The sequence below is a fragment of the Rhodoplanes sp. SY1 genome, assembly GCF_046000175.1.
In the GTDB taxonomy this organism is placed as follows: domain Bacteria; phylum Pseudomonadota; class Alphaproteobacteria; order Rhizobiales; family Xanthobacteraceae; genus Rhodoplanes.
Window position 1 is genome coordinate 24,190 of the sequence record NZ_JBEOMB010000013.1, and the last position, 22,791, is coordinate 46,980.

At 69.6% G+C, this 22,791-nt stretch carries 23 protein-coding genes; 10 read left to right on the forward strand and 13 right to left on the reverse strand.

Translation table 11 applies throughout. The features are described from left to right. Window positions 1-234: 234 nt before the first annotated feature. Complete coding sequence (locus ABTU92_RS05055) at window positions 235-654, forward strand: flagellar assembly protein FliX (RefSeq protein WP_408088281.1); 420 nt, start codon at window positions 235-237, stop codon at window positions 652-654. Between the two features lie 315 nt (window positions 655-969). Further along, a complete protein-coding gene (dksA, locus tag ABTU92_RS05060; protein ID WP_111356778.1) occupies window positions 970-1,386 on the forward strand; it encodes an RNA polymerase-binding protein DksA in 417 nt (138 codons plus the stop codon). Between the two features lie 204 nt (window positions 1,387-1,590). Here dksA and ABTU92_RS05065 read toward each other — a convergent pair whose 3' ends face one another. From ABTU92_RS05065 to ABTU92_RS05095, 7 genes are all read right to left on the reverse strand, one after another. Continuing rightward, on the reverse strand, window positions 1,591-1,971 hold the full coding sequence (locus ABTU92_RS05065) for a hypothetical protein (RefSeq protein ID WP_408088283.1): 381 nt from the start codon (window positions 1,969-1,971) through the stop codon (window positions 1,591-1,593). A gap of 301 nt (window positions 1,972-2,272) precedes the next feature. After that, entirely contained in the window at window positions 2,273-2,998 is a 726-nt protein-coding gene (locus ABTU92_RS05070) for a superoxide dismutase (protein ID WP_408088285.1), read from the reverse strand. A 171-nt stretch (window positions 2,999-3,169) separates the two neighbouring features. Continuing rightward, window positions 3,170-4,726 (reverse strand): tetratricopeptide repeat protein, encoded by a 1,557-nt coding sequence (locus ABTU92_RS05075; protein WP_408088287.1) that lies wholly within the window; start codon window positions 4,724-4,726, stop codon window positions 3,170-3,172. A gap of 576 nt (window positions 4,727-5,302) precedes the next feature. After that, window positions 5,303-5,857, reverse strand: coding sequence for a cache domain-containing protein (locus ABTU92_RS05080; protein ID WP_408088289.1), 555 nt, complete (start codon window positions 5,855-5,857; stop codon window positions 5,303-5,305). A 41-nt stretch (window positions 5,858-5,898) separates the two neighbouring features. Next, a complete protein-coding gene (locus ABTU92_RS05085; RefSeq protein ID WP_408088291.1) occupies window positions 5,899-6,546 on the reverse strand; it encodes an acetate uptake transporter in 648 nt (215 codons plus the stop codon). Between the two features lie 426 nt (window positions 6,547-6,972). Continuing rightward, window positions 6,973-7,215, reverse strand: coding sequence for a DUF2442 domain-containing protein (locus ABTU92_RS05090; protein ID WP_408088293.1), 243 nt, complete (start codon window positions 7,213-7,215; stop codon window positions 6,973-6,975). Continuing rightward, a complete protein-coding gene (locus ABTU92_RS05095) occupies window positions 7,190-7,432 on the reverse strand; it encodes a DUF4160 domain-containing protein (RefSeq protein ID WP_408088295.1) in 243 nt (80 codons plus the stop codon). The genes ABTU92_RS05090 and ABTU92_RS05095 overlap by 26 nt, the downstream gene beginning before the upstream one ends. 137 nt (window positions 7,433-7,569) lie before the next feature. Here ABTU92_RS05095 and ABTU92_RS05100 point away from each other — a divergent pair, with 137 nt between their 5' ends. Beyond that, window positions 7,570-8,118, forward strand: coding sequence for a hypothetical protein (locus ABTU92_RS05100; RefSeq protein WP_408088297.1), 549 nt, complete (start codon window positions 7,570-7,572; stop codon window positions 8,116-8,118). A 125-nt stretch (window positions 8,119-8,243) separates the two neighbouring features. Here ABTU92_RS05100 and parE read toward each other — a convergent pair whose 3' ends face one another. Beyond that, window positions 8,244-10,328, reverse strand: a complete 2,085-nt coding sequence (gene parE / locus ABTU92_RS05105) for a DNA topoisomerase IV subunit B (protein WP_408088299.1) — start codon at window positions 10,326-10,328, stop codon at window positions 8,244-8,246. A gap of 389 nt (window positions 10,329-10,717) precedes the next feature. Between parE and ABTU92_RS05110 the strand changes: the two genes are divergently transcribed. The 3 genes from ABTU92_RS05110 (at window position 10,718) to argC (ending at window position 13,727) form a co-directional block, all read left to right on the forward strand. Further along, entirely contained in the window at window positions 10,718-11,266 is a 549-nt protein-coding gene (locus ABTU92_RS05110; protein ID WP_408088301.1) for a DedA family protein, read from the forward strand. Window positions 11,267-11,404: 138 nt separating this feature from the next. Beyond that, complete coding sequence (locus ABTU92_RS05115) at window positions 11,405-12,403, forward strand: MBL fold metallo-hydrolase (RefSeq protein WP_408088303.1); 999 nt, start codon at window positions 11,405-11,407, stop codon at window positions 12,401-12,403. Between the two features lie 265 nt (window positions 12,404-12,668). Continuing rightward, window positions 12,669-13,727 carry an N-acetyl-gamma-glutamyl-phosphate reductase gene (gene argC / locus ABTU92_RS05120; RefSeq protein WP_408088305.1) on the forward strand — a complete coding sequence of 353 codons (1,059 nt, stop codon included), beginning with the start codon at window positions 12,669-12,671 and terminating at the stop codon, window positions 13,725-13,727. Window positions 13,728-13,940: 213 nt separating this feature from the next. Here the strand turns inward: argC and ABTU92_RS05125 are convergent, their stop codons facing one another. From ABTU92_RS05125 to ABTU92_RS05140, 4 genes are all read right to left on the reverse strand, one after another. Next, window positions 13,941-14,345 (reverse strand): hypothetical protein, encoded by a 405-nt coding sequence (locus tag ABTU92_RS05125; protein ID WP_408088307.1) that lies wholly within the window; start codon window positions 14,343-14,345, stop codon window positions 13,941-13,943. A 290-nt stretch (window positions 14,346-14,635) separates the two neighbouring features. Then, window positions 14,636-15,922, reverse strand: a complete 1,287-nt coding sequence (locus ABTU92_RS05130) for a class I SAM-dependent methyltransferase (protein ID WP_408088308.1) — start codon at window positions 15,920-15,922, stop codon at window positions 14,636-14,638. Window positions 15,923-15,955: 33 nt separating this feature from the next. Next, window positions 15,956-16,759 carry a DUF1365 domain-containing protein gene (locus ABTU92_RS05135; RefSeq protein ID WP_408088309.1) on the reverse strand — a complete coding sequence of 268 codons (804 nt, stop codon included), beginning with the start codon at window positions 16,757-16,759 and terminating at the stop codon, window positions 15,956-15,958. Further along, a complete protein-coding gene (locus ABTU92_RS05140) occupies window positions 16,756-18,165 on the reverse strand; it encodes an NAD(P)/FAD-dependent oxidoreductase (RefSeq protein ID WP_408088311.1) in 1,410 nt (469 codons plus the stop codon). Before ABTU92_RS05140 ends, ABTU92_RS05135 begins: the two co-directional genes overlap by 4 nt. A 261-nt stretch (window positions 18,166-18,426) precedes the next feature. On the opposite strand from ABTU92_RS05140, the gene ABTU92_RS05145 reads away from it, so the two are divergent. From ABTU92_RS05145 to ABTU92_RS05160, 4 genes are all read left to right on the forward strand, one after another. After that, window positions 18,427-18,999 carry a sigma-70 family RNA polymerase sigma factor gene (locus ABTU92_RS05145; RefSeq protein ID WP_408088313.1) on the forward strand — a complete coding sequence of 191 codons (573 nt, stop codon included), beginning with the start codon at window positions 18,427-18,429 and terminating at the stop codon, window positions 18,997-18,999. Continuing rightward, the gene (locus tag ABTU92_RS05150; protein ID WP_408088315.1) at window positions 18,996-19,739 is read left to right on the forward strand and encodes a ChrR family anti-sigma-E factor; all 744 of its coding nucleotides are present in this window, start codon (window positions 18,996-18,998) and stop codon (window positions 19,737-19,739) included. Before ABTU92_RS05145 ends, ABTU92_RS05150 begins: the two co-directional genes overlap by 4 nt. 309 nt (window positions 19,740-20,048) lie before the next feature. Beyond that, entirely contained in the window at window positions 20,049-20,873 is an 825-nt protein-coding gene (locus ABTU92_RS05155) for a DUF1295 domain-containing protein (protein ID WP_408088317.1), read from the forward strand. A 29-nt stretch (window positions 20,874-20,902) separates the two neighbouring features. Continuing rightward, a complete protein-coding gene (locus tag ABTU92_RS05160) occupies window positions 20,903-21,928 on the forward strand; it encodes an SAM-dependent methyltransferase (protein WP_408088319.1) in 1,026 nt (341 codons plus the stop codon). A gap of 444 nt (window positions 21,929-22,372) precedes the next feature. Here the strand turns inward: ABTU92_RS05160 and ABTU92_RS05165 are convergent, their stop codons facing one another. Next, window positions 22,373-22,786, reverse strand: a complete 414-nt coding sequence (locus tag ABTU92_RS05165) for a DUF2177 family protein (RefSeq protein ID WP_408088321.1) — start codon at window positions 22,784-22,786, stop codon at window positions 22,373-22,375. Window positions 22,787-22,791 lie beyond the last annotated feature (5 nt).

Below are 22,791 nucleotides of genomic sequence, written 5' to 3' on the forward strand. Positions count from 1 at the left end.
TCGGACGGCGTGACGGAAACGGCTCTGCGAGGAGCGTGCCAGCCGGTGTGGATTTGTTAACTGTTGAAATCATTGCTGAAAAATACGGCGCCCGGGATGCGGGGCAGGAAGGAAAGGGTCGTCGGCCCGGTCGACCCGGCAGGAATTGCCGAGCCTTAACGGCGCGTTAACCATTGCGGCGCTGAATTGTCGCGAGCCTCGACACGTCGCGAGTCTCGGAGGACTCGACGGACCATGCGTATCACCGGCCCCACTGGACCCGCCTCGACGACGCCCGGATCAACGGTCCGGCGCACCGGGACCGGCCGTTTCTCCCTGCCGGCGACCGACGAGCCGCAAGGGCCTTCGGCGAGCGGCGGCGCCCGTGCGCTGACCGGCATCGACGCGCTGCTCGCCCTCCAGGGCGTCGAGGACCCCACCGAGCGGCGTCGCCGCGCCGTGCTGCGTGGCCGCTCCGCCCTCGACGTGCTCGACGAGATGAAGCTCGCGCTGCTCTCCGGCAATCTCGATCCCGCCATCCTCGGCCGGCTCGCCGCCATCGCGGCCGGCCTGAAGGAGACGACCGGCGACCCCGGCCTCGACGGCGTCCTCGCCGAGATCGAGCTTCGGGTCGAGGTCGAACTCGCCAAGCTCAAGCCGCTCGGTAGCGTGTGACGGCAGTTCGGGAGCACCCTGGAGCAATCGAGCCGATTCGCCGCATCGCGGAATAATTCGCGTGAAGGTGGTAACTAAATCCTCCTGCGAATGGCGGCCCGGCGGTATCGCGGGGGCGCGACGGAGCCTCGCGCGACGACGCTTCTCCTTGCCGCACCGACATATACTTTACTGAACGAAGAGCGGCAGGATTAATCCAATCTGTTGTTGTCGTTATGTCGCAACGCTTGTATATAGCGTGCGCATCCGCCGATGAATCGACCAAAGAAGTCGATCGGGAGGGAAACGGGATGGCCGCGTGGGAGTGAGCGTGTCATGCGCCTGGAAACGAACGGGATTTACAGACCTACGGACAAAGAGCCCTTCATGAACGAGCGGCAGCGCGAGTACTTCCGCAACAAGCTGCTTTCATGGAAGGACGATATTCTGCGGGAAGCGAAGGAAACACTTCAGCACCTGCAGGACGAGAACCAGAATCATCCTGATCTCGCCGACCGTGCCTCGTCCGAGACGGAGCGGGCCATCGAGCTTCGTGCCCGCGATCGCCAGCGCAAGCTGATCGCCAAGATCGACGCCGCGCTGCAGCGGATCGAGGACGGAACCTACGGCTACTGCGAGGAGACCGGCGAGCCGATCTCCATCAAGCGCCTCGAGGCGCGCCCCATCGCCACCCTGTCGCTCGAAGCGCAGGAGCGGCACGAGCGGCGCGAGCGGGTGTATCGCGACGACTGATCATCGCGCGAAGGACAGCCCACCGACGGCCAACACGGCCCCGAACGCCCCGCTCCGCGGGGCGTTTTCAGTTCTGCCCGCGCCCGCCCGGCGGGGCGTTTCGCATTCTCTCCATGCCCGGCCTCTCGATGCCCGCCTCGCGGGAGCGTTTTTTACGGTTCGGGCGAGCGGATCCGATTCGCGGTCTCGACCCGGGTACGAGCCTCAGCGCTGCGGCCGGTAGGGCCGCACCCGGACCGTGGCGGAGCGGGCGGCGGTCGAGCGCACGATCCGGCGCGGGCCGACGACGCCCGGGGTCGCGATGGTCGGGTCGTAATAGGTCACGGTCGCTGTGCTCGGGATCGCGTTCGGGGCGCGCACGCAGGTCTTGGCCGGCACGCAGTTGCCGAAGGCGTCGCAGATCGGGGCGCAATAGATGCCGCGCTGCACATAGTCGTAGGTGTAGGTGCCGTAGTAGTGGCGGAAGTCGCAATACGGCGCGCAACCGACGGCGGTCTGGGCCGCGGCGGAGCCGGGCAGGGCAGCGGTGAACAGGAGCGCCACGCCGACGGCCGCCGGGGCCGCGCCTCGCAGAAACCTCGACATCGGAAACCTCGCTCGCTCGTTCGCGGCGCCGGGCCGCCCCCATCCCCAACGAGTATAGCTACGGAGTGTAAAGCAAGTCCCGCCGCGGCGGGACTCGCGATCCTTGAAAAGGCGCGATTATTTTCTGCGGGCCGGCCGCGCCGCGTCCTACCAAAGGGCCTGACGATCGACTCTTCCCCGTCACCCCTGAGGTGCTCGGGCGAAGCCCGAGCCTCGAAGGGCGACGGCCCGGGCCGAATCCTTCGAGGCCCGGCTTTGCCGGGCACCTCAGGATGACGGTCGAGGCTCTGTCCCCTTGGTATCAGATCGCCAGCGTGCCGGCCGTGGCGGCGGCGTAGCGCTCGCCGACCTTGCCCCAGTTCACCACGTTCCACCACGCGGCGAGGTAATCGGGCCGGCGGTTCTGGTAGGTGAGGTAATAGGCGTGCTCCCACACGTCATTGCCGAACAGCACCATCTTGCCGTCCATCAGCGGCGTGTCCTGGTTGGGTTTCGATTCGATCGCGAGCTTGCCGTCGCGCGTGACCGTGACGAACACCCAGCCCGAGCCGAACACCCGGCCGCCGGCGCCGTTGAAATCGCTCTTGAGCTTGTCGAGGCCGCCGAGATCGCGCTGGATCGCCTCGGCGAGCGCCCCCGACGGCGCCCCGCCGTTCGGTCCCATCACCTGCCAGAACATCGTGTGGTTGGCGTGCCCGCCGCCGTTGTTGCGCACCGCGGTGCGGATCGCCTCGGGCATCTCGCTGAGCTTCGCCAGGATGTCTTTCAGCGACATCTGAGCCACTTGGCTGTGGTCCTTCAGGGCGGCGTTGAGGTTGTTCACATACGCCTGATGGTGACGGTCGTGGTGGATCTCCATGGTCTTCGCATCGATGTGTGGAGCCAGCGCATCGTTCTTGTAGGGCAGCGGATCGAGCTTGAACGGGCCGGACGGCGCCGCCGTCTGGGCGAAGGCGACGCGGGGGCCGAGCAGGGCCGCGGCGGCGACCGTGCCGCCGACGAGGAACTGACGACGATGGAAGGACATGGGGGTCTCCTCTGGGGATGCACGTCTGGGGATGCGGTGTCCGAGGCCGCCTCGGGGCGGTCGTTCGCCGGCCGCGACGTCGCCCGCAGGCTAGCGGCTCGCCGATCGGGCCGCGAGGGCTCGGGCGGGCGCCACACCGAACCGTGATCGGGGCCAAAAGCCGCAGGGAACTCAGATGCTTGAAGCGTCCGCCCGAGTCTTCTCCCGGACCTCCGCCAGGGCGGCGCACAGGGCGGTCGCGACGCTGCCCCGGTCGCCGAGCGCCGGCTGTCGGAACAGCCGGGCGGTCGGGTACCAGGGCGAATCGGCGCGCCCGGTCAGCCAGCGCCAGTCGGGCGAGAACGGCAGCAGGATCCACACCGGCTTTCCGAGCGCCCCGGCCAGATGGGCGACGGCGGTATCGACCGCGATCACCAGGTCGAGGCATTCGATCGCCGCCGCCGTCGCGGCGAAATCGGCGAGGTCCGGCCCGAGCTGTGCCACCCGGTACTGCTGCAGCAGGGCTTCATCTCCCTCTCGCAAGTCCTTCTGCAGGCTGACGAAGCCGATGCCCGACAGCGCCAGCAGCGGGGCCAGGGTCGCGAGCGGGATCGAACGGTGGCGGTCGTTGGCGAAGGCCGGGTTGCCGGCCCAGACGAGGCCGACCCGCAGCCGCCGCGCGTCCGCCGGGCCGTCGCCTTCGGCCACCGGCGTCGCGCTCCGGGCCGCCGCCACCGCGGCCGCGATCCGGTCCGCCATCGCCGCGACCCGCGCTGGTGCGGCGGCGAGATACGGCACGGCGGCCGGAACCGTGTCGAGAGTCGTGCCGAAACCGTGCGGCAGGCTGAGATAGGGGCAGTGGAGGTCGTGCGCCGGCGGGGCGGTGCGATCCCACACCGTCACTTCGATCGACGGCCCGGCGAGGCTGTCGATCAGGGGCTTCAGCGGCGCCGTGACGGCGCAGATCACCCGGGCGCCGCGCGCTGCGAGGAGAGGCGCATAGCGGACGAACTGGATGACGTCGCCGGCGCCCTGCTCGGGATGCAGCAGCACGGTGCGGCCGTCGACCGGCTCGCCGGCCCAGGCGGGCGCCGCGAAGCGGCCGCGCAGCTCGGCGAATTCCGGCTTCTCCAGCCGGTGCGCGTAGCCGGCGAAGCCCTCCGACAGCCGGCCGGTGAGCAGGTTCAGGAGCGCGACGTTGAAGCGGATGTCGGCGCGGCCAGGGGCGAGCGTCAGCGCCGTCTCGTAACAGGCCATCGCGGCGTCGAAGCGGTGCAGCTCGCGCAGCGCGTTGCCGAGCCCGTAGAGCGACTCGGCGTTGGTCGGGTCGAGGGCGACGGCGCGCTCGTGCGCGGCGGCCGCCTCGGCCGGCCGGTCGAGGTCGAGGAGCGCGTTGCCCCGGTTGTGGTGGGCGGCGGCGTGATCGGGCGCGAGCGCCAGCGCCGCGTCGCAGGCGGCGACCGCCTCGTCGAGCCGGTCGAGGCCGCGCAGCGCCAGCGCCAGATTGCACAGCGCCTCGGGCGAGTCGGGCCGACGCTCCACCGCGGTCGCGAGCAGCAGCACGGCGTCGGCGAAGTTTTTGCGATCGCAGCAGATCAGGCCGAGCTGGTGGAGGGCGTAGAAGTCCGCCTGGTCCTCGCGCAGGGCCGCGATCAGGGCCTGCTCGGCTTCGGCGAGGCGCCCGGCGGCCTGCAGCTGCACCGCGGCGACCACGGCGGGGCGGGGCGGTGGGTATTTTTTCGAGGCCATGGCACGCACTCCCGCGGTGCCGGGTTCGCAGCAGCGTCGGGCCGGCGATCACGATCGAAGCCGCGTCATGGTTAACAAAGGGTTGAGAGAGATGGTTAATGCACCGTCGCGCAACATGGTTAACCGATGGTGAAGGCCGGAACCGCGTGCGGCCCCTGCATTCGCAGGTCGCGGGCAAGCGGATCTCAATTATTGCGGGCGGTGCGGAGCAGGGTTGCGGTGCCCTGCCGTCGAATTGTCGTCGTGAGCCCCCATATACGGGATCGAACACGCCCGCCCTTCGGCGGGCGTCACGTTTTCTCGGACCGTGCGTTTTCGGTCCGAATACCAGTGTGGACCAGTGATGCGACAGATAACGAGAGTGCCGCGCCAGCGGCCGGTGGGAGTTCGGCGGTTCGACGAGATCGACGAGTGGATGGCCGGCGACGGCCACCGCCGCCACAAGGGCAAGCCGGGCGCGTAGCAACGAAGCGGGGGTACGCGCTGCCCCATACGACACGCTTGCCCATGCGACACGAAGGATCTCGGCCGGCCACGGCCGGGATCCTTCGTCGGTTTTGAGGCTCGATCGACCGATCAGTGCGCCGGGTACTTGGCCGGGTCCGCCATCTTGTCGGTGAGCTTGGCGAGGTCCGCCGCCGAGGCCTTGTCGTCGTAGACGCCGGCCGCCACCTGCAGGCCGGTCGAGAAGGCGATGTCGGCGCCGAGCGCGTAGGAGATCTTTCGCGAGACGCCGCCGGCCCCCGGCCGGGTCCACAGATACTCGACCCAGCCGCCGCGCTTGTCGCCGCCCGCCTTGCACAGATCCTTGAAGATCAGCCGGCCGTTGTTGTCGGTGATCTGCATGATCGGCCGGCCGACCAGGTCGGGCCGCAGCGGATGCGCCACCATGCGGTCGAGCCGGCAGTCGTAGACGAACACGTAGGAGTCCTTCCACACCCAGCGGCCGCTGGCGTTGTTGAACTCGGCGATGCCGGACGCGCCCTTCTCGTTGAGGAAGCGCGCCGCGCCCCACACTTTCGCGACAACCTCCTCGGGCGTGGCAGTGTCCTCGCCGGCGACGGCGGGCGGCGCGGCGGCGCCGCACAGTGCCGCCGCGAGAGCCGCAGCGATCAGTCTCGATGCACGCATGATGGGTCTCCGATCTCGGTTGCGGTCCCGGCGGCGGGCGCTCAGCCTTTGGCGCCGGCGACCTCGAGGGTCGCGACCGGCGCCGCCGACGGACGCGGCGCGGCGGCGGCGACCGGCGCGGTACGGGCGCGCAGCCACGGCTTGCCGACCGGCAGGACGTCGCGGCCGAACACGTCGGCGAAGATCAGATGCGCCATGATGTACCAGGCCATGGCGGCGCACAGCATCAGCTCGTAGCCGGCCACCACGGTCAGCTCCGGGAAGCCGAAATGGGCGAGATCGAGCAGGATGAAGCCGCCGAGCAGCAGCGTGAAGGTCAGCGCCAGCGCGCCCGAGATGCGCAGCGCGCCGACCCACAGGATCGCCGTGAACAGCGTCCAGGCGATCAGGAACCAGCCGATGTCGCTCTTGCTGGAGACGTAGAGATTGTAGTGGTTGCCGATCAGCAGCAGCGCCAGCGCGATCCAGAAGCAGCCATAGGCCGTGAAGGCGCAGTAGCCGAAATTGTTGCCGGTCTTCATCTCCTGCAGGCCGGCGACCATCTGGGCGAAGCCGCCGAAGATCAGCCCGAGCCACACCACCGGGCCGATGCCCATCCAGCCGACATTGTGGAACTGCAGCACCATCGTGGTGAGGCCGAACCCGGCCAGCCCGACCACGGCGGGATTTCCGACTTTCTGCTCTGCCATGCGACGCACTCCCCCTGAGCGGGCCGCGACGTGACGCGGCGCGACCTCGCACGCCCAACTATGCCGACGCGGCTAGGCGGTCGCAAGCAGAGGGTGTGTATGGAGTTTTGCGTGATTTATGATTGTAGTGTCGGGATGTGAGAAAAGCGTGCGGCCGGACGTCGTCGCGCCGGCGGGCGTCGTCGGGGGTATCGGGCGTAGAGAGGGGGCGTGTGGCCCGTAGGATGGGTGGAGCCGCAGGCGATACCCATCGTGTCGGCGTCAACGCTTGTCGGTCGGTATCGCCTTCGGCTCCACCCACCCTACGAAGACGCAAACTTATGGCCCGGGCCGAGTGAAACGAAACCCGGGATGGTAGCGCGCCAAAGACCCCGGCTTTCGCGGCGGTCGAGCCGGGCTACGGCTGGCCGCGACGCCCGTCGTTCCTCAGCTCGCCTTCAAAAGGCTCGCGACCGAGACGTCCTCGTCGAGATCGGGCCAATTGATGCCCTGGCCGCGGCCGATCAGCCGCCAGTTGCCGCGCTGCGCCGCCGTCGCGTCGACGAGGCGCGGAAACCACACGAGTGGTGCCGCAACCTCGCGCCCGTCCGCGAGCGTGACGACCAGCCGGTCGTCCGTCACGGCGACGGCCACGGCGGTCGGGTCACGCTTCACGGCCGAAATGGACATGCCACGCCTCCAGGAAGGACAGGCGGTGTTGTATCACGAGAAGCCGGACGCGGTTCAATTCGTGCGATCGGAAGCCGTGGGACTCGCAGAGGTCGATCGGATCGAGCCAGAACTTGGCGACGTCGTCGCCGCGCTCGACGTGGATGTGCGGCGGCTCAGCGCCTTCGAGGCTATAGAAGAAGAACCGAAACCCGGAGATTCGAAGCACCGTCGGCATCGCGGACCTCGCGCGGCACCAAAGCAATCGTAGCTGTAGCCCATGACGCCGGGGAGGGGGCAGGTTCTCTTTGCTCTCAAATCGGAATACGCTTGGTACCAAACTTCGCTTGCTCTCTGCCACCGCAAAGGAGCGCAATGTCAAACTATCCCGCCGATGAGTACCTTGACGAGCACATGCTGGCGCTTGGCCGGGTCGCCGCAATGTGGTCAGACTTCGAGTTCGTCATCAATGAGACAATATGGGAGCTGTCAAACGTCAGTCGTAAGGCGGGCGCATGTCTTACTGCTCAAATGATCGGTCCAGGCCCGCGGTTCAGAGCGCTTCTCTCTCTGGTTAAGCTACACGGTGGAAGCGCCGATTTGATAAAGGACTTGTCCAAGCATGCAAGAAAAGCAGAAGGTCTTGCGGCGCAACGGAACCGGCTCGTCCATGATGCGTGGACAGTTGATAGGCGCGGAGAAGTAGCTAGGATACACCTTACGGCGGATAAGGACCTCCAATTTGATTTCGTGCCGACCAAAATCGAAGATCTGAAAGATATTTACAACAAGATACTTAAGCATCAGAAGGAGTTCTGGGCTCTTAGGGACCGGATTGCTTCCGAGCTTCAATCGTGGCCTCGTGCGCAGTACGAACAGTCAGATGGGATTCGGAGCATTCGTAACGCTCAACAAGCGATGTAATTCTATAAGCCGTAGAATGGGTGGAGCCGCAGGCGATACCCATCATGGCCTTGCACGAACGTGTCGGTGGGTATCGCCTTCGGCTCCACCCACCCTACGAGGCGGCGCCCAAACCCCGAGCGCCCTCACACGTCCAGCATGTCCTCGGAGGCGAATTCGGCGCGCTCCTGGATGAAGGCGAAGCGGGTCTCGGCCTTGGTGCCCATCAGGCGCTCGACCGACTTGGCCGTGTCGGAGCGGTCCTCGGCCAAAAGCTTGACCCGCAGCAGCGTGCGGGTCTTGCGGTTCATGGTCGTCTCTTTCAGCTGGTGCGGCATCATCTCGCCCAGGCCCTTGAAGCGGCCGATCTCCACCTTGGCGTTGGAGCGGAACTCCTTCGCCATGATCTCGTCCTTGTGCTTGTCGTCGCGGGCGTAGAACGTCTTGCCGCCGTGCGAGAGGCGATAGAGCGGCGGCACCGCGAGATAGAGGTGGCCGCTCTCGATGAGCTGCGGCATCTGCCGGTAGAAGAACGTGATCAGCAGCGAGGCGATGTGGGCGCCGTCGACGTCGGCGTCCGTCATCACGATCACCTTCTCGTAGCGCAGATCCTCGTCGCGATAGCTCGCGCCGGTGCCGCAGCCGAGCGCCAGCACGAGGTCGGCGAGCTGCTGGTTCTGGGCGAGCTTGTCCTTGCCGGCCGAGGCGACGTTGAGGATTTTTCCGCGCAACGGGAGGACGGCTTGCGTCGCGCGGTCGCGCGCCTGCTTGGCCGAGCCGCCGGCCGAGTCGCCCTCGACGATGAAGATCTCCGAGCCCTCGGTCGCCGTGCCGGTGCAGTCGGCGAGCTTGCCGGGGAGCCGCAGCTTCTTCACCGCCGACTTGCGGGCGATCTCCTTCTCCTGGCGGCGGCGCAGCCGCTCCTCGGCGCGCTCCACCACCCAGTCGACCAGCTTGTTGGCCTGGTTGGGGTTGCCGGCGAGCCAGTGGTCGAACTGATCTTTTACGGCGCCCTCGACGATGCGGCTCGCCTCGACGGTGGCGAGCCGGTCCTTGGTCTGGCCCTGGAACTCGGGCTCGCGCACGAACACCGAGAGCATCACGCCGGCACCGTTCATCACGTCGTCGGACGAGACGCCCGAGACGCGCTTGCCCTGGCCGACGCGCTCGGCGTGGTCCTTCAGGCCGCGCAGCAGCGCCGCGCGTAGGCCGGACTCGTGGGTGCCGCCTTCGGGCGTCGGGATCGTGTTGCAGTAGGAGGAGACGAAGCCGTCGCCGTCCGCCGTCCAGGCGATCGCCCATTCGACCGCGCCGTTCTGGCCCGGCCGGCCGCTCGACCCGGTGAACAGATCCGGATGCACCAGCGTCTGGCCCTCCACCGCCGTGGCGAGATAGTCCTTGAGGCCGCCGGCGAAGTGGAACGTCTCCTCGGCCGGCACGCCGTCGAGGCCGGCGAGCAGGCTCGGGTCGCAGCGCCAGCGGATCTCGACGCCGCCGAACAGATACGCCTTCGAGCGCGCCATCTTGAACAGGCGCTGCGGGCTGAACTTCGACTTCGGGAAGATCTGCGCGTCCGGCTTGAACCGCACCCGCGTGCCGCGGCGATTGTTGATCTTGCCGAGCGTCTCGAGGCCTCCCTGCGGCTTCCCGCGGGCGAAGGTCTGGCGATAGAGCTGGCCGCCGCGCGCCACCTCGACCTCCAGCGTCTCGGACAGCGCGTTGACGACCGAGATGCCGACGCCGTGCAGGCCGCCCGAGGTCTCGTAGACCTTGGAGTCGAACTTGCCGCCCGCGTGCAGCATGCACATGATCACTTCGAGGGCGGACTTCTTCGGGAACTTCGGGTGCGGGTCGACCGGGATGCCGCGGCCGTTGTCGGTGACGGTCAGGAAGCCGTCGGCGCCGAGCATCACCTCGATGAAGGTGGCGAAGCCGGCCAGCGCCTCGTCCATGCAGTTGTCGATCACCTCGGCGAACAGGTGATGCAGCGCCCGCTCGTCGGTCCCGCCGATATACATGCCGGGGCGCCGCCGGACCGGCTCCAGCCCCTCCAGCACCTCGATGTCCTGGGCCGTGTAGTTGCCGTCGCCGCCGGCGCCGGCGGGCACGCGGCGCGGCTCGGGCTTGGTCGGCTCTGGCTTGGCCGGCTCCGGCCGGCGGGCGGCCGGGGCGCCGGCGAACAGGTCGTCGGCGGAGGTCTTGGACGCGGGCTTCTGGGCGGGCTTGGCCATCGGACGGGTCGGTCTCTTCGGTCACGCGGACGGGTCGCAAGGACGGGTCGCAAGAACGGTTCGGACGGCGGCTCCGGGCGCCTGCGCATCCTGCGCGGCGGCGGCGGGACCGGCCGAATCGGGATCGCCGCACTATGCCATGCGGCCGGGCGAAGGTGTGGCACCAACGCTGTGGCACGAGCAGGGCGGATAGCGAGGTGTTGACTCAACTCCTGCGCGAATGGCGGTCGCACGGGGCGTTCGTCTACCGCGGCGCCGCGCCGCGTGACAACCCTCGGCCCCCGTGCGATCGTCGCGGACGAGGCGTTCCGTCCCGCCGGATCCCGGGGCGGAGGCGGTCCGCGTCACGCCGCCGCGGTGTTCCGCCGTCCGGGACCCTGGCTCCGCCCATGCTCGGCTCCCATCTCTTCCCGGACATGCTTGAACAATACACCCAGAGCCTGATCGACTTCGTGCGCGACAACCAGATGTGGGCCGCCCCCGTGGTCGGCCTCCTGGCCTTCGCGGAATCGCTCGCCTTCTTCTCGCTGATCGTGCCGGCCTGGGCGGCCCTGATCGGGATCGGCGCGCTGGTCGGGCTCGGCGGGCTCGAGTTCTGGCCGATCTGGGTGGCGGCGGCGGTCGGCGCCGGGCTCGGCGACTGGGTGTCCTACTGGCTCGGCTTCACCTTCAAGGACAAGGTCGCCCGTATCTGGCCGCTGTCGCGCCATCCCGAGCTGCTGCCCAAGGGCGAGGCCTTCATCAAGCGGTTCGGCGTTGCCGCGATCTTCATCGGCCGCTTCTTCGGGCCGCTGCGCGCCTCGGTGCCGCTGGTCGCCGGCATCTTCGTGATGCCGTGGTGGCATTTCCAGGCGGCGAACTTCTCCTCCGCCTTCGTCTGGGCCGCCGTGCTGCTGGTGCCCGGCGCACTCGGTCTCAAGTGGTTCACCGGAGCGTGATCGTGCGTGTCGTGCGCGCGCCGGCCGGGCTGTCGTAAGAGGGATGCGGCCGCGCGGCCGACCCGCCGACCCCCGCGTCCCCAGAGCTTTCCCGACGACCACCCCCGAGCATAGCGACCCCCGAGCATGGAGAAGAGGATGAGCGAGATGTCCCGACGGAACGTGATGGCCGGTGCCGCCCTCGGCGCGGCCGGCGTTGGCCTGCCGATGGCGGCGGCGCCCGCGCTCGCCGACACGCCGACCGCGGCCGGGCCGGCCGCCGGGTTCTACCGCTACAAGCTCGGCAGCCTCGAGGTGACCGTGGTGCCGGACGGCGCGCGGACCTTCCCGATGCCGGACGGCTTCGTGAAGAACGCTGGCAAGGACCAGGTCGACGCGGCGCTCCAGGCCGCCTACCTGACGCCCGGTCAGATGACGATCGTGTTCAACCCGCTCGCCATCCGCACCGGCGGCCGGGTGGTGCTGGTCGACCCGGGCAACGGCCCGGCGGCGTTCGAGCAGTCGAAAGGCGCGGTCGGCCAGTACGCGCGCAACCTCGCCGCGGCCGGCATCGCGCCGGAGGCCGTCGACGCCGTGGTCATCTCCCACTTCCACGGCGATCACATCAACGGGCTTTTGACCGCTGACGGCAAGCCGCTCTATCCGAAGGCCGAGATTCTCGTGCCGGAGGCCGAGTGGGCGTTCTGGATGAACGACGCCAACATGGCCAAGGCGCCGGCCGGCAGCGGCATCGAGGGCAACTTCAAGAACGCCCGCCGGGTGCTCGGCGTGTTCGGCGACAAGGTCACGCGCTATCCGCACGACAAGGAGGTGGTGACCGGGATCACGCCGATCGCGACACCGGGCCACACGCCGGGCCACACCTCCTTCGTGCTCGCCTCCGGCGACCGCAAGGTGCTGGTGCAGTCGGACGTGACCAACCATCCGGCGCTGTTCCTGCGCAATCCCGGCTGGCACGTGATGTTCGACATGGACGCCGCCCAGGCCGAGGCGACGCGACGCCGCGTCTACGACATGGCGGCGGCCGAGAAGATGCAGGTGCAGGGCTTCCACTTCCCGTTCCCGGCGACCGGCTTCGTCGAGAAGGACGGGACCGGCTACCGGCTGGTGCCGGTCGCCTGGAACCCGGCGCTCTGAGGGGAGCGCAGACTCCGATTCCGGACTCGGTGGTCTGCTGCTGTCATTCCGGGGCGCGAGCCGAAGGCTCGCGAACCCGGAATCCAGCGGCGAGCGCCATTGTCTCCGCTGGATCCCGGGTTCGCGGGTTGTGCCCGCGCCCCGGGATGACCGGCATCGGTCCGCACGCACGGCCGCCCCGCGTTGCGCGGGGTCTTTCCGCTGACCCCTCGAGGGGCTATGTGTCCGCCGCACTGGACAATACCGGACCGCGGAAGGACAGGTCATGGCGGACAAGGCGAATATCGGCATTCTCGGCGCCTCGGGCTACACCGGCTCGGAGCTGCTGCGCCTGCTGCTGCGCCACCCGCGCGTCGACATCGCGCTCCTGACCGCCGACCGTCGCGCCGGCCAGGCGATGCGGGACGTGTTCCCGCAGTTCTCGCCCTATGCGCTGCCGCGCCTCGTCGCGATCGACGAGATCGACTGGCCGAGCGCCGGCCTCGACCTCGTGTTCTGCGCGCTCCCGCACGGGACGACCCAGACCGTCATCGCGACGCTGCTGGAGAAGGCGCCGAAGACCAAGGTGGTCGATCTGTCGGCCGACTTCCGGCTCTCGGATCCGGAGGCCTATGCGCGCTGGTACGGCCACGCCCATCAGGCGGAAGCGCTGCAGCGCGAGGCCGTGTACGGACTCGTCGAGGTTTACCGGGACAAGATCAAGGGCGCCCGCCTCGTCGCCAATCCGGGCTGCTACACGAGCTGCGCGCAGCTGCCGCTGGTGCCGCTGATCCGGGCCGGGGCGATCGACACGGACGAGATCGTCATCGACGCCAAGTCGGGCATGACCGGCGCCGGCCGCGCCGCCAAGGAGGCGATGCTGTTCTCCGAGGTGTCGGAGGGCTTCAACGCCTATGGCGTGGGGCATCACCGCCACATGGCCGAGCTCGACCAGGAGTTCTCCAAGGCGGCGGGGCGCACCGTCGTGCCGACCTTCACGCCGCATCTGGTGCCGATGAACCGCGGGATCCTGTCGACCATCTATGTCCGCGGCACCGACGGAAAGGGGCCGGAGGAGCTCTACGCGATCCTGGCCGACGCCTATCGGGACGAGCCGTTCGTGCACGTCCTGCCGTTCGGCGAGATGCCGCACACGCGCCACGTGCGCGGCTCCAACATGACGTTCCTCGGAGTCGCCAAGGATCGCCGCCCGGGGCGCGCCATCGTCGGCGCGGCGCTCGACAACCTGGTCAAGGGCGCCTCGGGCCAGGCCGTTCAGAACATGAACCTGATGCTCGGCTTCCCCGAGGGGTTGGGGATCGACCAGATCGCGCTGTTCCCGTGAGCTGACGCTCGGACGTACGAGCCGGTCATTCCGGGGCGCGGGCCGCAGGCCCGCGAGCCCGGAATCCATACCTCCGGTGTTGGATGTAAATCGACAGACAGGGGATATGGGTCCCGGGCTCGCGCCTTCGGCACGCCCCGGGACGACGAGCGCCGCGGCTCGCGCCCGCCTTCGGCGCGCCCGGAATGGCGGCGACGATGTCGGGTCGCGTCCTCACGCCGCGCATTCGGCCGCCGCCGGGGCGGCGATCTCGGCCCACAGCCGGTCGAACTCGTCGCGCAGCAGCGCCTCGAAGGGCGTCGGGCCGGCGAGCAGGTGCAACTCCAGGCGCCGTCGCGCGAGCCGCCAGCGGTGGGGGCTCGTGCCCTCGTCGCCGGCCGCCCAGCCGGAAAAGTCCTGCCGCCCGACGGCGTCGAGCAGGCGCTCCGCCGCCCAGGCGTGCTCGGCCGTGAAGAAGGCCTCGCGCGCGGTCGTGACCAGCCCGGCCGCACATTCGACCACGGTCCGGCTGGCGAGAACGTTGCGACGCGCGAGCCTGACGGCGCACGGCTCGCGACGGTTGTCGTTGTCGGCGCGGCGGCGGAACGCCGCGTCCCAGGAGGCACGCAATGGGCGCAAGGCACTTCATCCCTGTCGAAAGACGGGCCGTCGGGCGGACGATCCACCATGCGGCACCGCTCGAGGGCCGCTCGCACCGCCGGGCGATGAGCCCGCCGCCGGAGCGCCGTCACGGTGACGGTTATAGCCCGGGAGCCCTTACGAGACCGCTGTGCCGGTCTTCGCAATTCACCGGAACGGAATGATCGCTGCGTTCACCAATTCGGGTGGTTCCCGTGGACCGTCACGGTCCGGCCACGCTGCCGCCGCGGCCGGGGCCCTGCCGTCGCGCGGCGATTTTCCGGTGTCTCTCACGCCTCGGTTGGCTTGACGAAGGCGAACAGGCCGACGTCGATGACGCCGAGGCGGAAGCCTGTTTCGCAATAGGCGAGGTAGTACTCCCACATGCGCCGGAACCTCCGGTCGAAGCCGAGCGGCTCGATCGCCGGCCAGGCGGCGACGAAGCGGTGCCGCCATTCCGCGAGCGTGTGGGCGTAGCTCTGGCCGAAGGCGTGCTCGGCCGCCGGCACGAGCCCGGCGCGGCGCGCGTGCTCGATCATCATGGCGCGGGTCGGCAGCATGCCGCCCGGAAAGATGTAGCGCTGGATGAAGTCGGGGTTCCGGCGATAGCTGTCGAAGCGGCTCGCCTCGATGGTGATCGCCTGGATCACGGCACTGCCCCCGGCCTTCAGGCGGGCGAACAGCGTCTCGAAATAGACCGGCCAATACTTCTCGCCGACCGCCTCGATCATCTCGATCGAGACGATGCGGTCGAAGCTGCCGTCGGCGTCGCGATAGTCCTGCAGGCGCAGGTCGCAGGCGTCGGCGTGCCCGGCCTCGGCGAGGCGGCGCTGCGCGAAGGCGAGCTGCTCGGACGACAGCGTCAGACCGGTGACGCGGCAGCCGGCCGCCGCGATGCGCTCGGCGAGTGCGCCCCAGCCGCAGCCGATCTCCAGCACGCGCTCGCCGCCCGCGAGCCCGAGCATCGAGACGATGCGGTCGAGCTTCGCGCGCTGCGCATCCTCCAGCGACTGGTCGGCGTCCGACGGGTCGGCGTCGTCATAGATCGCCGACGAGTAGGTCATGCTGCGGTCGAGCCAGGCGGCGTAGAACGCGTTGCCGAGGTCGTAATGGGCCGCGATGTTGCGGCGGCTGCCGCGTTTCGTGTTGGCGCGGTTCTTGTGACGCAGCCGGTCGAGCAGGCGCTCGGTGCGCAGCCCCGCATACACATCGGCGAGGCCGGTGTCGTTCTCGGAGAACATCGTCAGCAGGGCAGGCAGGTCGGGCGTCGACCAGTCGCCGTCTATGTAGGACTCGGCGAAGCCGAGATCGCCGCGCCACAGCACCCGCCACAGCGGCCGCCAGCGATGCAGGATCCAGGTCGCGGCGGTGCCGGGCCGATGGCCGCGATGCTCGAGGCGCTCGCCGCTCGGCAGTTGGACGGTGAGGCTGCCGACGTCGAGCCGGCGCAGCACCCGGGCGAGCAGAAGATGGGCGAGCGACCGGCGTGGCCGCAGCGCGGCGGCGGCGGGCGCCGCGGTCTGGGCGCCCGCGGCGTCGCAGACGCTGCCGGCGTCGCAAGGAGAGACGTGACTCATGCTCCACTCCGCACGATCGAGCTCCGAAACGACTCAAGCTCGGACGATGGTGACCGGGCGGGCCGGCGCGGCCACGTGGGGCCGCAGGCCGACGCCCTTCCGCCACAGCTTGAGGGCTTCCCAGTGGATCGCCACGATCACCTTCAAGGTGACCAGCGGATGCGCCAGGAACGTCGTCAGAAGCGCCCGGTCGGAGAGCGCGCGGCGCTTCCCCGTGAGCGCGGCGACGATCATCGGCTCGCCCGCCTGCACGCCGCGGATCGCGACGCCGACCGTGCCGGCCGGCGGCGTCACGCGGAACTCGTAGCGCAGGTCCATGTCCATGAACGGCGAGACGTAGAACAGCTTGTCGCACTCCTGGCGAACCGCGCCGCCGGCGTCCGGTTCCGTCGGGATCAGATAGGTGTGCCGCTCGCCGAACGTGTTGGTGACCTCGTACAGCACGGCGGCGAGCGTGCCGTCCGCACGGTGACAGAAATAGACGCTGAGCGGATTGAACACGTGGCCGAGCACCCGCGGCATCGTGAGAATCTGAACCGAGCCGCCCGGGATCGCGATGCCGGCCTCGGCCAGCATCCGGTCGACCTGCTCGCGCAGCGGCTCGGTGGCGGACGGGCCGGCGCCGTGGTCGGCGTCGCTGAACGTGAACAGGTTCAGGCGGTCGCGCGAGAACAACCGGAGCCGGACGTCGAGCGCGTCGATCTCGGCGAGATCGAGCAGCATCCAGAAGCAGCGGTAGCGCAGCGCGTGCACCCGAGGCTTGAGGCGGCGATGGACCACGGCCCCGGTGTAGAGCGCGGAGCGCCACGCGGACGTATCGGTGGGGGCGGTCGTCATGCCGGGAGCGTCGATTGCGGCACGCGCACGCGAGTCCGGTCGAGCGGGATGCGGCCGCTCTCGTTCGGCACGGTCCACGGCCGGCGCACGCCGCCGATCGCCTCGGCGACGGCGAGCCCGGACTGCAGGCCGTCCTCGTGGAAGCCGGCGCCGAAATGGGCGCCGCAGTACCAGGTGTTGCCGGTGCCCTGCAGCGACCAGAGCTGGCGCTGGGCCGCGCAGGCGGCGAGGTCGAACAGCGGGTGCTCGTAGATCTCGGTCTGAATGAGGGTGCCGGGCCGCGGCGGACGCGGCGGGTTCAACGTGACGAACAGCGGCGTCTCGGCCGGGAGATGCTGCAGCGTGTTCATCCAGTAGGTGACGGTGACGCGAGGCTTGTCGTCGGGACCGGTGCGGGTTCCGACCACGTTCCAGCTCGACCAGGCGGCGCGCCGCTTCGGCATCAGGCTGTCGTCCGTGTGGAGAACAGCGACGTTGCGAGTGTAGCGGAAGGCGCCGAGCAGCGCACGCTCGTCGATCGTCGGGTCGGCCAGCATGCCGAGCGCCTGGTCGGCATGGGTGGCGATCACCACGTGGTCGAAACTTTCCGCCGCGCCGGTGTCGTCCGTCACGGTGACGCTGCTGCCGGTCCGCTCGATCGCGGCGACGCCGCGGTCGAGCCGGATTTTTTCGCGGAAACCGCGGGTGAGGCGCTCGACATAGGTCGCGCTGCCGCCCGCCACGGTGCGCCACACCGGGCGGTCGACGAACTTCAGGAGGCCGTGGTTCTCGTGGAAGCGGATGAACGCCGCGGCCGGATACTCCAGCATCTCCTGCGGGGCCGCCGACCAGATGGCGCCCGCCATCGGCAGCAGGTGGTCGTCCCGGAAGGCGCGCGAGTAGCCCTCGCGCTTCAGGTAGTCGCCGAGCGTGACATGCACCTCGTCGAGCCCGCCGACGTCGCCCGGGGCGCGGCGATAGAACCGCACCAGCCCGGCCAGCATCGACCAGAACCGCGGGCGCAAGAGGTTCCGCTTCTGGGCGAGCAGCGCCGCGAAGCTGCCGCCGCCGTATTCCAGCGCGCCGTCGTCGAGCGACACGGCGAGCGACATGTCGGTCGGCAGCGTCGGCACGTCGAGATGGCGGAACAGGGCGGTGAGGTTGGGATAGGTCGTCTCGTTATAGACGATAAAGCCGGTGTCGACCGGCACGCCGCCGTGCTTGGGCGGGGTCCGCACCGTGTTCGAATGGCCGCCGATCCGGTCGGCCCGCTCGTAGACGGTGACGTCGTGGGCCTGCGACAACAGCCACGCCGCAGCCATGCCCGAAATGCCGGTGCCGACCACCGCGATCTTCAGTCGCGGCCCGTTCGGGCCCAGCCCGTCCACCCCCGGCCCGTGCAATCCCGGCCCGTGACCGTCACTCATCCTAAGCCCCCCTGAGACCGGCCCGCGGACGTCGCGTCCGGCTGCTTCGGATCGACTACGTGTCGTCGATGGCATTGGATCACCACCCGGATCCGGCCGCCACTCGGATCCCGGAGGGCGACTGATCCAAGTCCCGGCAGGCGCCGTAGAGGGGGCATGCTTGTTCGAACCGCCGTTCCCGTTCAGACTCTCCCGGTCGGCGCCGTCGCGGCGCTGGTCGATTGCGGCCGGCCGCCGCGGCGGGTCCGAGCGGGGGAGGGCATGGCGACCATCGAGGGAGCGAAGGAGGGCGTGCGGGACCACGACCGGCTGATCGAGGCGATCGCGGAGCGCGGGGACCGCGAGGCCTTCAAGACGTTGTTCGCGCACTACGCCCCGCGCGTGAAGGCATTCCTGATGCGGTCCGGCACCGCGGCCGATCTGGCCGAGGAGCTCGCCCAGGAGACGCTGGTCACGGTGTGGCGCAAGGCGGCGCTGTTCGATGCGTCGAAGGCGGGTGCCTCGGCCTGGATCTTCGCCATCGCCCGCAACCTGCGTATCGATGCGGCGCGGCGGCAGCGGCGCGAGGCCCTGCACGCCATGGCCGAGGACCCGGAGCCGGAGCTCGCCCCGCCGCCCGACCACGACGTCGAGGCGGGCGAGCGCCAGCAGCGGGTGCGGGCCGCGCTCGACCATCTTCCGGGCGAGCAGCGCCGCATCGTGGAGTTGTCATTCTTCGAGGGACGGGCGCACGGCGACATCGCCGGGCTGCTCGACATCCCGCTCGGAACCGTCAAGTCGCGTCTGCGTCTCGCCATGAACCGGATGCGCGTTCTCCTAGGTGATCTGACATGACCGTGGCCCATCATCCCACCGAGGAGACGCTCGCCGCGTTCGCGGCCGGCACCCTCGACGAAGGCCGAATGCTGGTGGTGGCGGCGCATCTCGCCGCGTGCCCCGACTGCCGCAGGACCGTCCGCATGCTCGAGGCGACCGGCGGGCTTATGCTCGACGACCTCGCCCCCGCCGAGATGGCCTCCGACGGGTTTTTACGCGCCATGGCCGAGATCGATGCGCCTGCTTTTCCCGCTCCCCGCACGCGGGGAGAGGGTGGCTCGACGCGAAGCGGCGAGTCGGGTGAGGGGGCGTCTCCGCACCGTCGAAGCGCGGTCATCGATCTCTCTCGGTCGGCTGGGCGAGCCGACCCGATCCCCGGTCTGCTGCCCGAGCACCAGGCGATGCTCGCGCCCTACGAGATGGGGCCGTGGAAGTGGATCGGGCCGGGCGTGTCGTGGCGCCAGATCGCCGCGCCGACCCTGCCGGGCGGCCGCGTGTTCCTCCTGAAGGCGGCCGGCGGCACGCTGCTGCCCGATCACACCCACACCGGCACCGAGCTGACCTGCGTGCTCACCGGCGCGTTCCGCCACGAGCACGGCCGCTACGGGCCGGGCGACGTCGACGAGGCCGACGACGAGGTCGACCACACCCCGGTGGTCGAGGCGGGGCCGGACTGCATCTGCCTCGTCGCCATGCAGGGCCGGCTCAAGCTCAACGGCCTCCTCGGGCGCGTGCTGCAGCCGTTCGTCCGGCTCTGACGTCGTTGTGCGTCTTGCGCGGATCGGCCCCTCATGGTGAGGAGCGGCCGCAGGCCGCGTCTCGAACCATGAGGCCGTTCTCCGCTGGTGTCCCGGGCCGCCTCGCCCTTCGAGACGCGCCCTTCGGGCGCTCCTCAGGGTGAGGCGGAGAATCTCGGCGCCGTTCAGCCGGCGTCGGACCCGTGCCGTTGCACGTCACGTCCGGGTTGCCGGCGTCGCGCGGACTCCGGACCGACCCGTAGACGGGAAGTTCAGTCGACGGGTGACCGTCTCGTTGTTGGCTTTTGTTGTTTTCCGATCGGAATTGCCATGTTTCTCCTCCTCCAGCTTCTCGTCGCCCTGGTGATCGCCGCCGTCGCCTTCTCGATGGTGATGTCGGTCGCGACCCTGGTCGAGCGCCGCACCGGCAATGCCGGCTGGGTCGACACCATCTGGACGTTCGGGCTCGGCGCCGTCTGCGTCGGCGCGGCGCTGGCGCCGCTCGGGCTCGAGGGCTGGCCGGCGGCCCGCCAGCTCCTCGTCGCCGCGTTGGTCGCCGCCTGGTCGGTCCGGCTCGGCAGCCACATCGCGGTGCGCGCAAGGAAGAGCGGCGACGACCCGCGCTACGCGGCGCTGCGCCAGCAATGGGGCCGCCACGCCGAGCGCAAGATGGCGATGTTCCTGCAGATGCAGGCGCTGGTCTCGATCCCGATGATCGCCACCGCGCTCCTGGCCGCGCACCGCCCGGCGCCCGGCCTCGGTCTCCAGGATCTCGTCGGCCTCGCGCTGGTCGTCGCCGGCATCGCCGGCGAGGCGATCTCGGACCGTCAGCTGCGCGCCTTCCGCGAGACCAAGGCCGAGAAAGGCCGCATCTGCGACGAGGGCCTGTGGGGCTGGTCGCGCCATCCGAACTACTTCTTCGAGTGGCTCACCTGGGTCGGCCTCGCCGTGATCGCCCTCGACGTGTCGGGCGCGTACTGGATCGGCTGGCTGGCGCTCGGCGGCCCGGCCTGCATGTACTGGCTGCTCGTCCACGTCTCCGGCATTCCGCCGCTGGAGGAGCACATGGAGGCGCGCCACCGCGACGCCTTCCGGGCCTACAAGGCGCGCGTCAGCGCGTTCTTCCCCCTGCCGCCGAAATCCTCGACGGCGTGAGGCGCCGTCTCGACCAAGGAGCACCCCCGATGAGCCTGATCGCCACCGCGATCGGCGGCGCCGAGCGCCTGCCGATCCCCGATGCCCTGACCCGCGCCGGCATCTCCTTTCTGGTCGGCCGCACCCGGCAGGCGCTGGGCGAGGTCGATCCGGCGCTGGAGCGGCGCTTCGCGGCCGACATGGCGGCGCATCCGATCGCCGTCCACACCAGCGAGGCGAACGCCCAGCACTACGAGGTGCCGGCCGCGTTCTTCGCCCATGTGCTGGGACCGCGAAAGAAGTACTCGTGCTGCCTCTACGGCGACGGCGCCGAGACCTTGGCGCAGGCCGAGGAGCGGGCGCTCGCCGAGACGATGGCGCATGCCGACCTCGCCGACGGGCAGCGCATCCTCGAGCTCGGCTGCGGCTGGGGCTCGCTGTCGCTCGCGATGGCCGAGCGCTTCCCGAACGCCCGCATCACGGCGGTGTCGAACTCGCGTTCGCAGCGCGCATCGATCGAGGGCGAGGCGTTGCGCCGCGGCCTCGGCAACCTGACGGTCGTCACGGCCGACATGAATGCTTATGCGACGACGCAGACCTTCGATCGCGTCGTGTCGGTCGAGATGTTCGAGCACATGGCCAACTGGCAGGCCTTGCTGAGGCGGGTCCGCGGCTGGCTGACGCCCGAGGGGCGCCTGTTCCTGCACGTGTTCAGCCACAGGAGCGCGCCGTACCGGTTCGACCATCGCGACAAGACCGACTGGATCGCCCAGCACTTCTTCACCGGCGGCATCATGCCGAGCCACGGGCTCATCCGCGCCTTCGACGCCTTCGACGTCGAAGCCGAATGGCGGTGGAGCGGCACGCACTACGCCCGCACGGCCGAGGACTGGCTGATGAACTTCGACGCCAACCGCGCGGCGATCGACCCGATCCTGCGCGACGTCTACGGCGCCGACGCCGGCCTGTGGGCACGCCGCTGGCGGCTGTTCTTCCTCGCCACGGCCGGCCTGTTCGGCCACGCCGACGGCACCGAATGGGGCGTCAGCCACTACCGGCTGACGTCGGCGGGGTGAGCGGCCATCGGCCGCGCCGTGCGCTGGACAAGAGGAGTCGTCCCAACACTCGGCCGTGTGTCCCGGACAAGGCCCGTCAGGCCGTAGGACTGATGGGCCGCAGAGCCGGGACCCAGGGGCCCCACGAAAGCCGCTTTGCCTGATCGCCCCTGGGTCCCGGTTCGCGACGCGTTGCGTCGCGCCCGGGACACGAGGCCGTCCGCAGGGCGGGGCCGGGCGATCAGGTCAAGGCTGGAGGCAGGCAGCAGCCCGCGAGGGTCACGGCCCCAGCCTCGTCTCGCCTGCAGCGGCAATACGACAAGGCCGGGGCCGTGAACACGACCGGGATGGCTGACCACCGGTCGTGTGTCGGAAACCTTCACCCCGAAGAGGGCACGGGGCAGGGCCGTAGGGGAACGACGCGCGCGCCTCGCGTGGCCGCGCGCCGCTGGAGATGGGATCGCGTCAGGACGCGAACCAGTGACGCGACGCCGCAGCCGCGCCGTAGCCGGCCGCGGCGGCGATGCCGGTCAGCACCGCGCCCCAGACGATGTCGGCGAGCGTCAGCTGCAGCGTCCAGTTGCGCAGCGTCGCGTAGTTCGTGAGATCGTAGGTCGCGTAGGCGAGCGCGCCGAACAGGGCGCCCCAGCCGATCGCCGGCAGGATGCTCTCCTCGCGCAGCGCCGGCGCCACCGCGAAGGCGAGCACGCCGATCGGATAGATCAGATAGAACACGATCGCCGGTGCGAAGCGCGGCGACTCCAGAAGGATGTCGCCGAGCGTCGGGCGATAGAGCAGCGGCCCCATCTTGGACAGCCAGACGAAATCGATGGCGACGAAGGCGACCAGAACGGCCACGTAGGCGATGGCGTAGGGCAATGGAT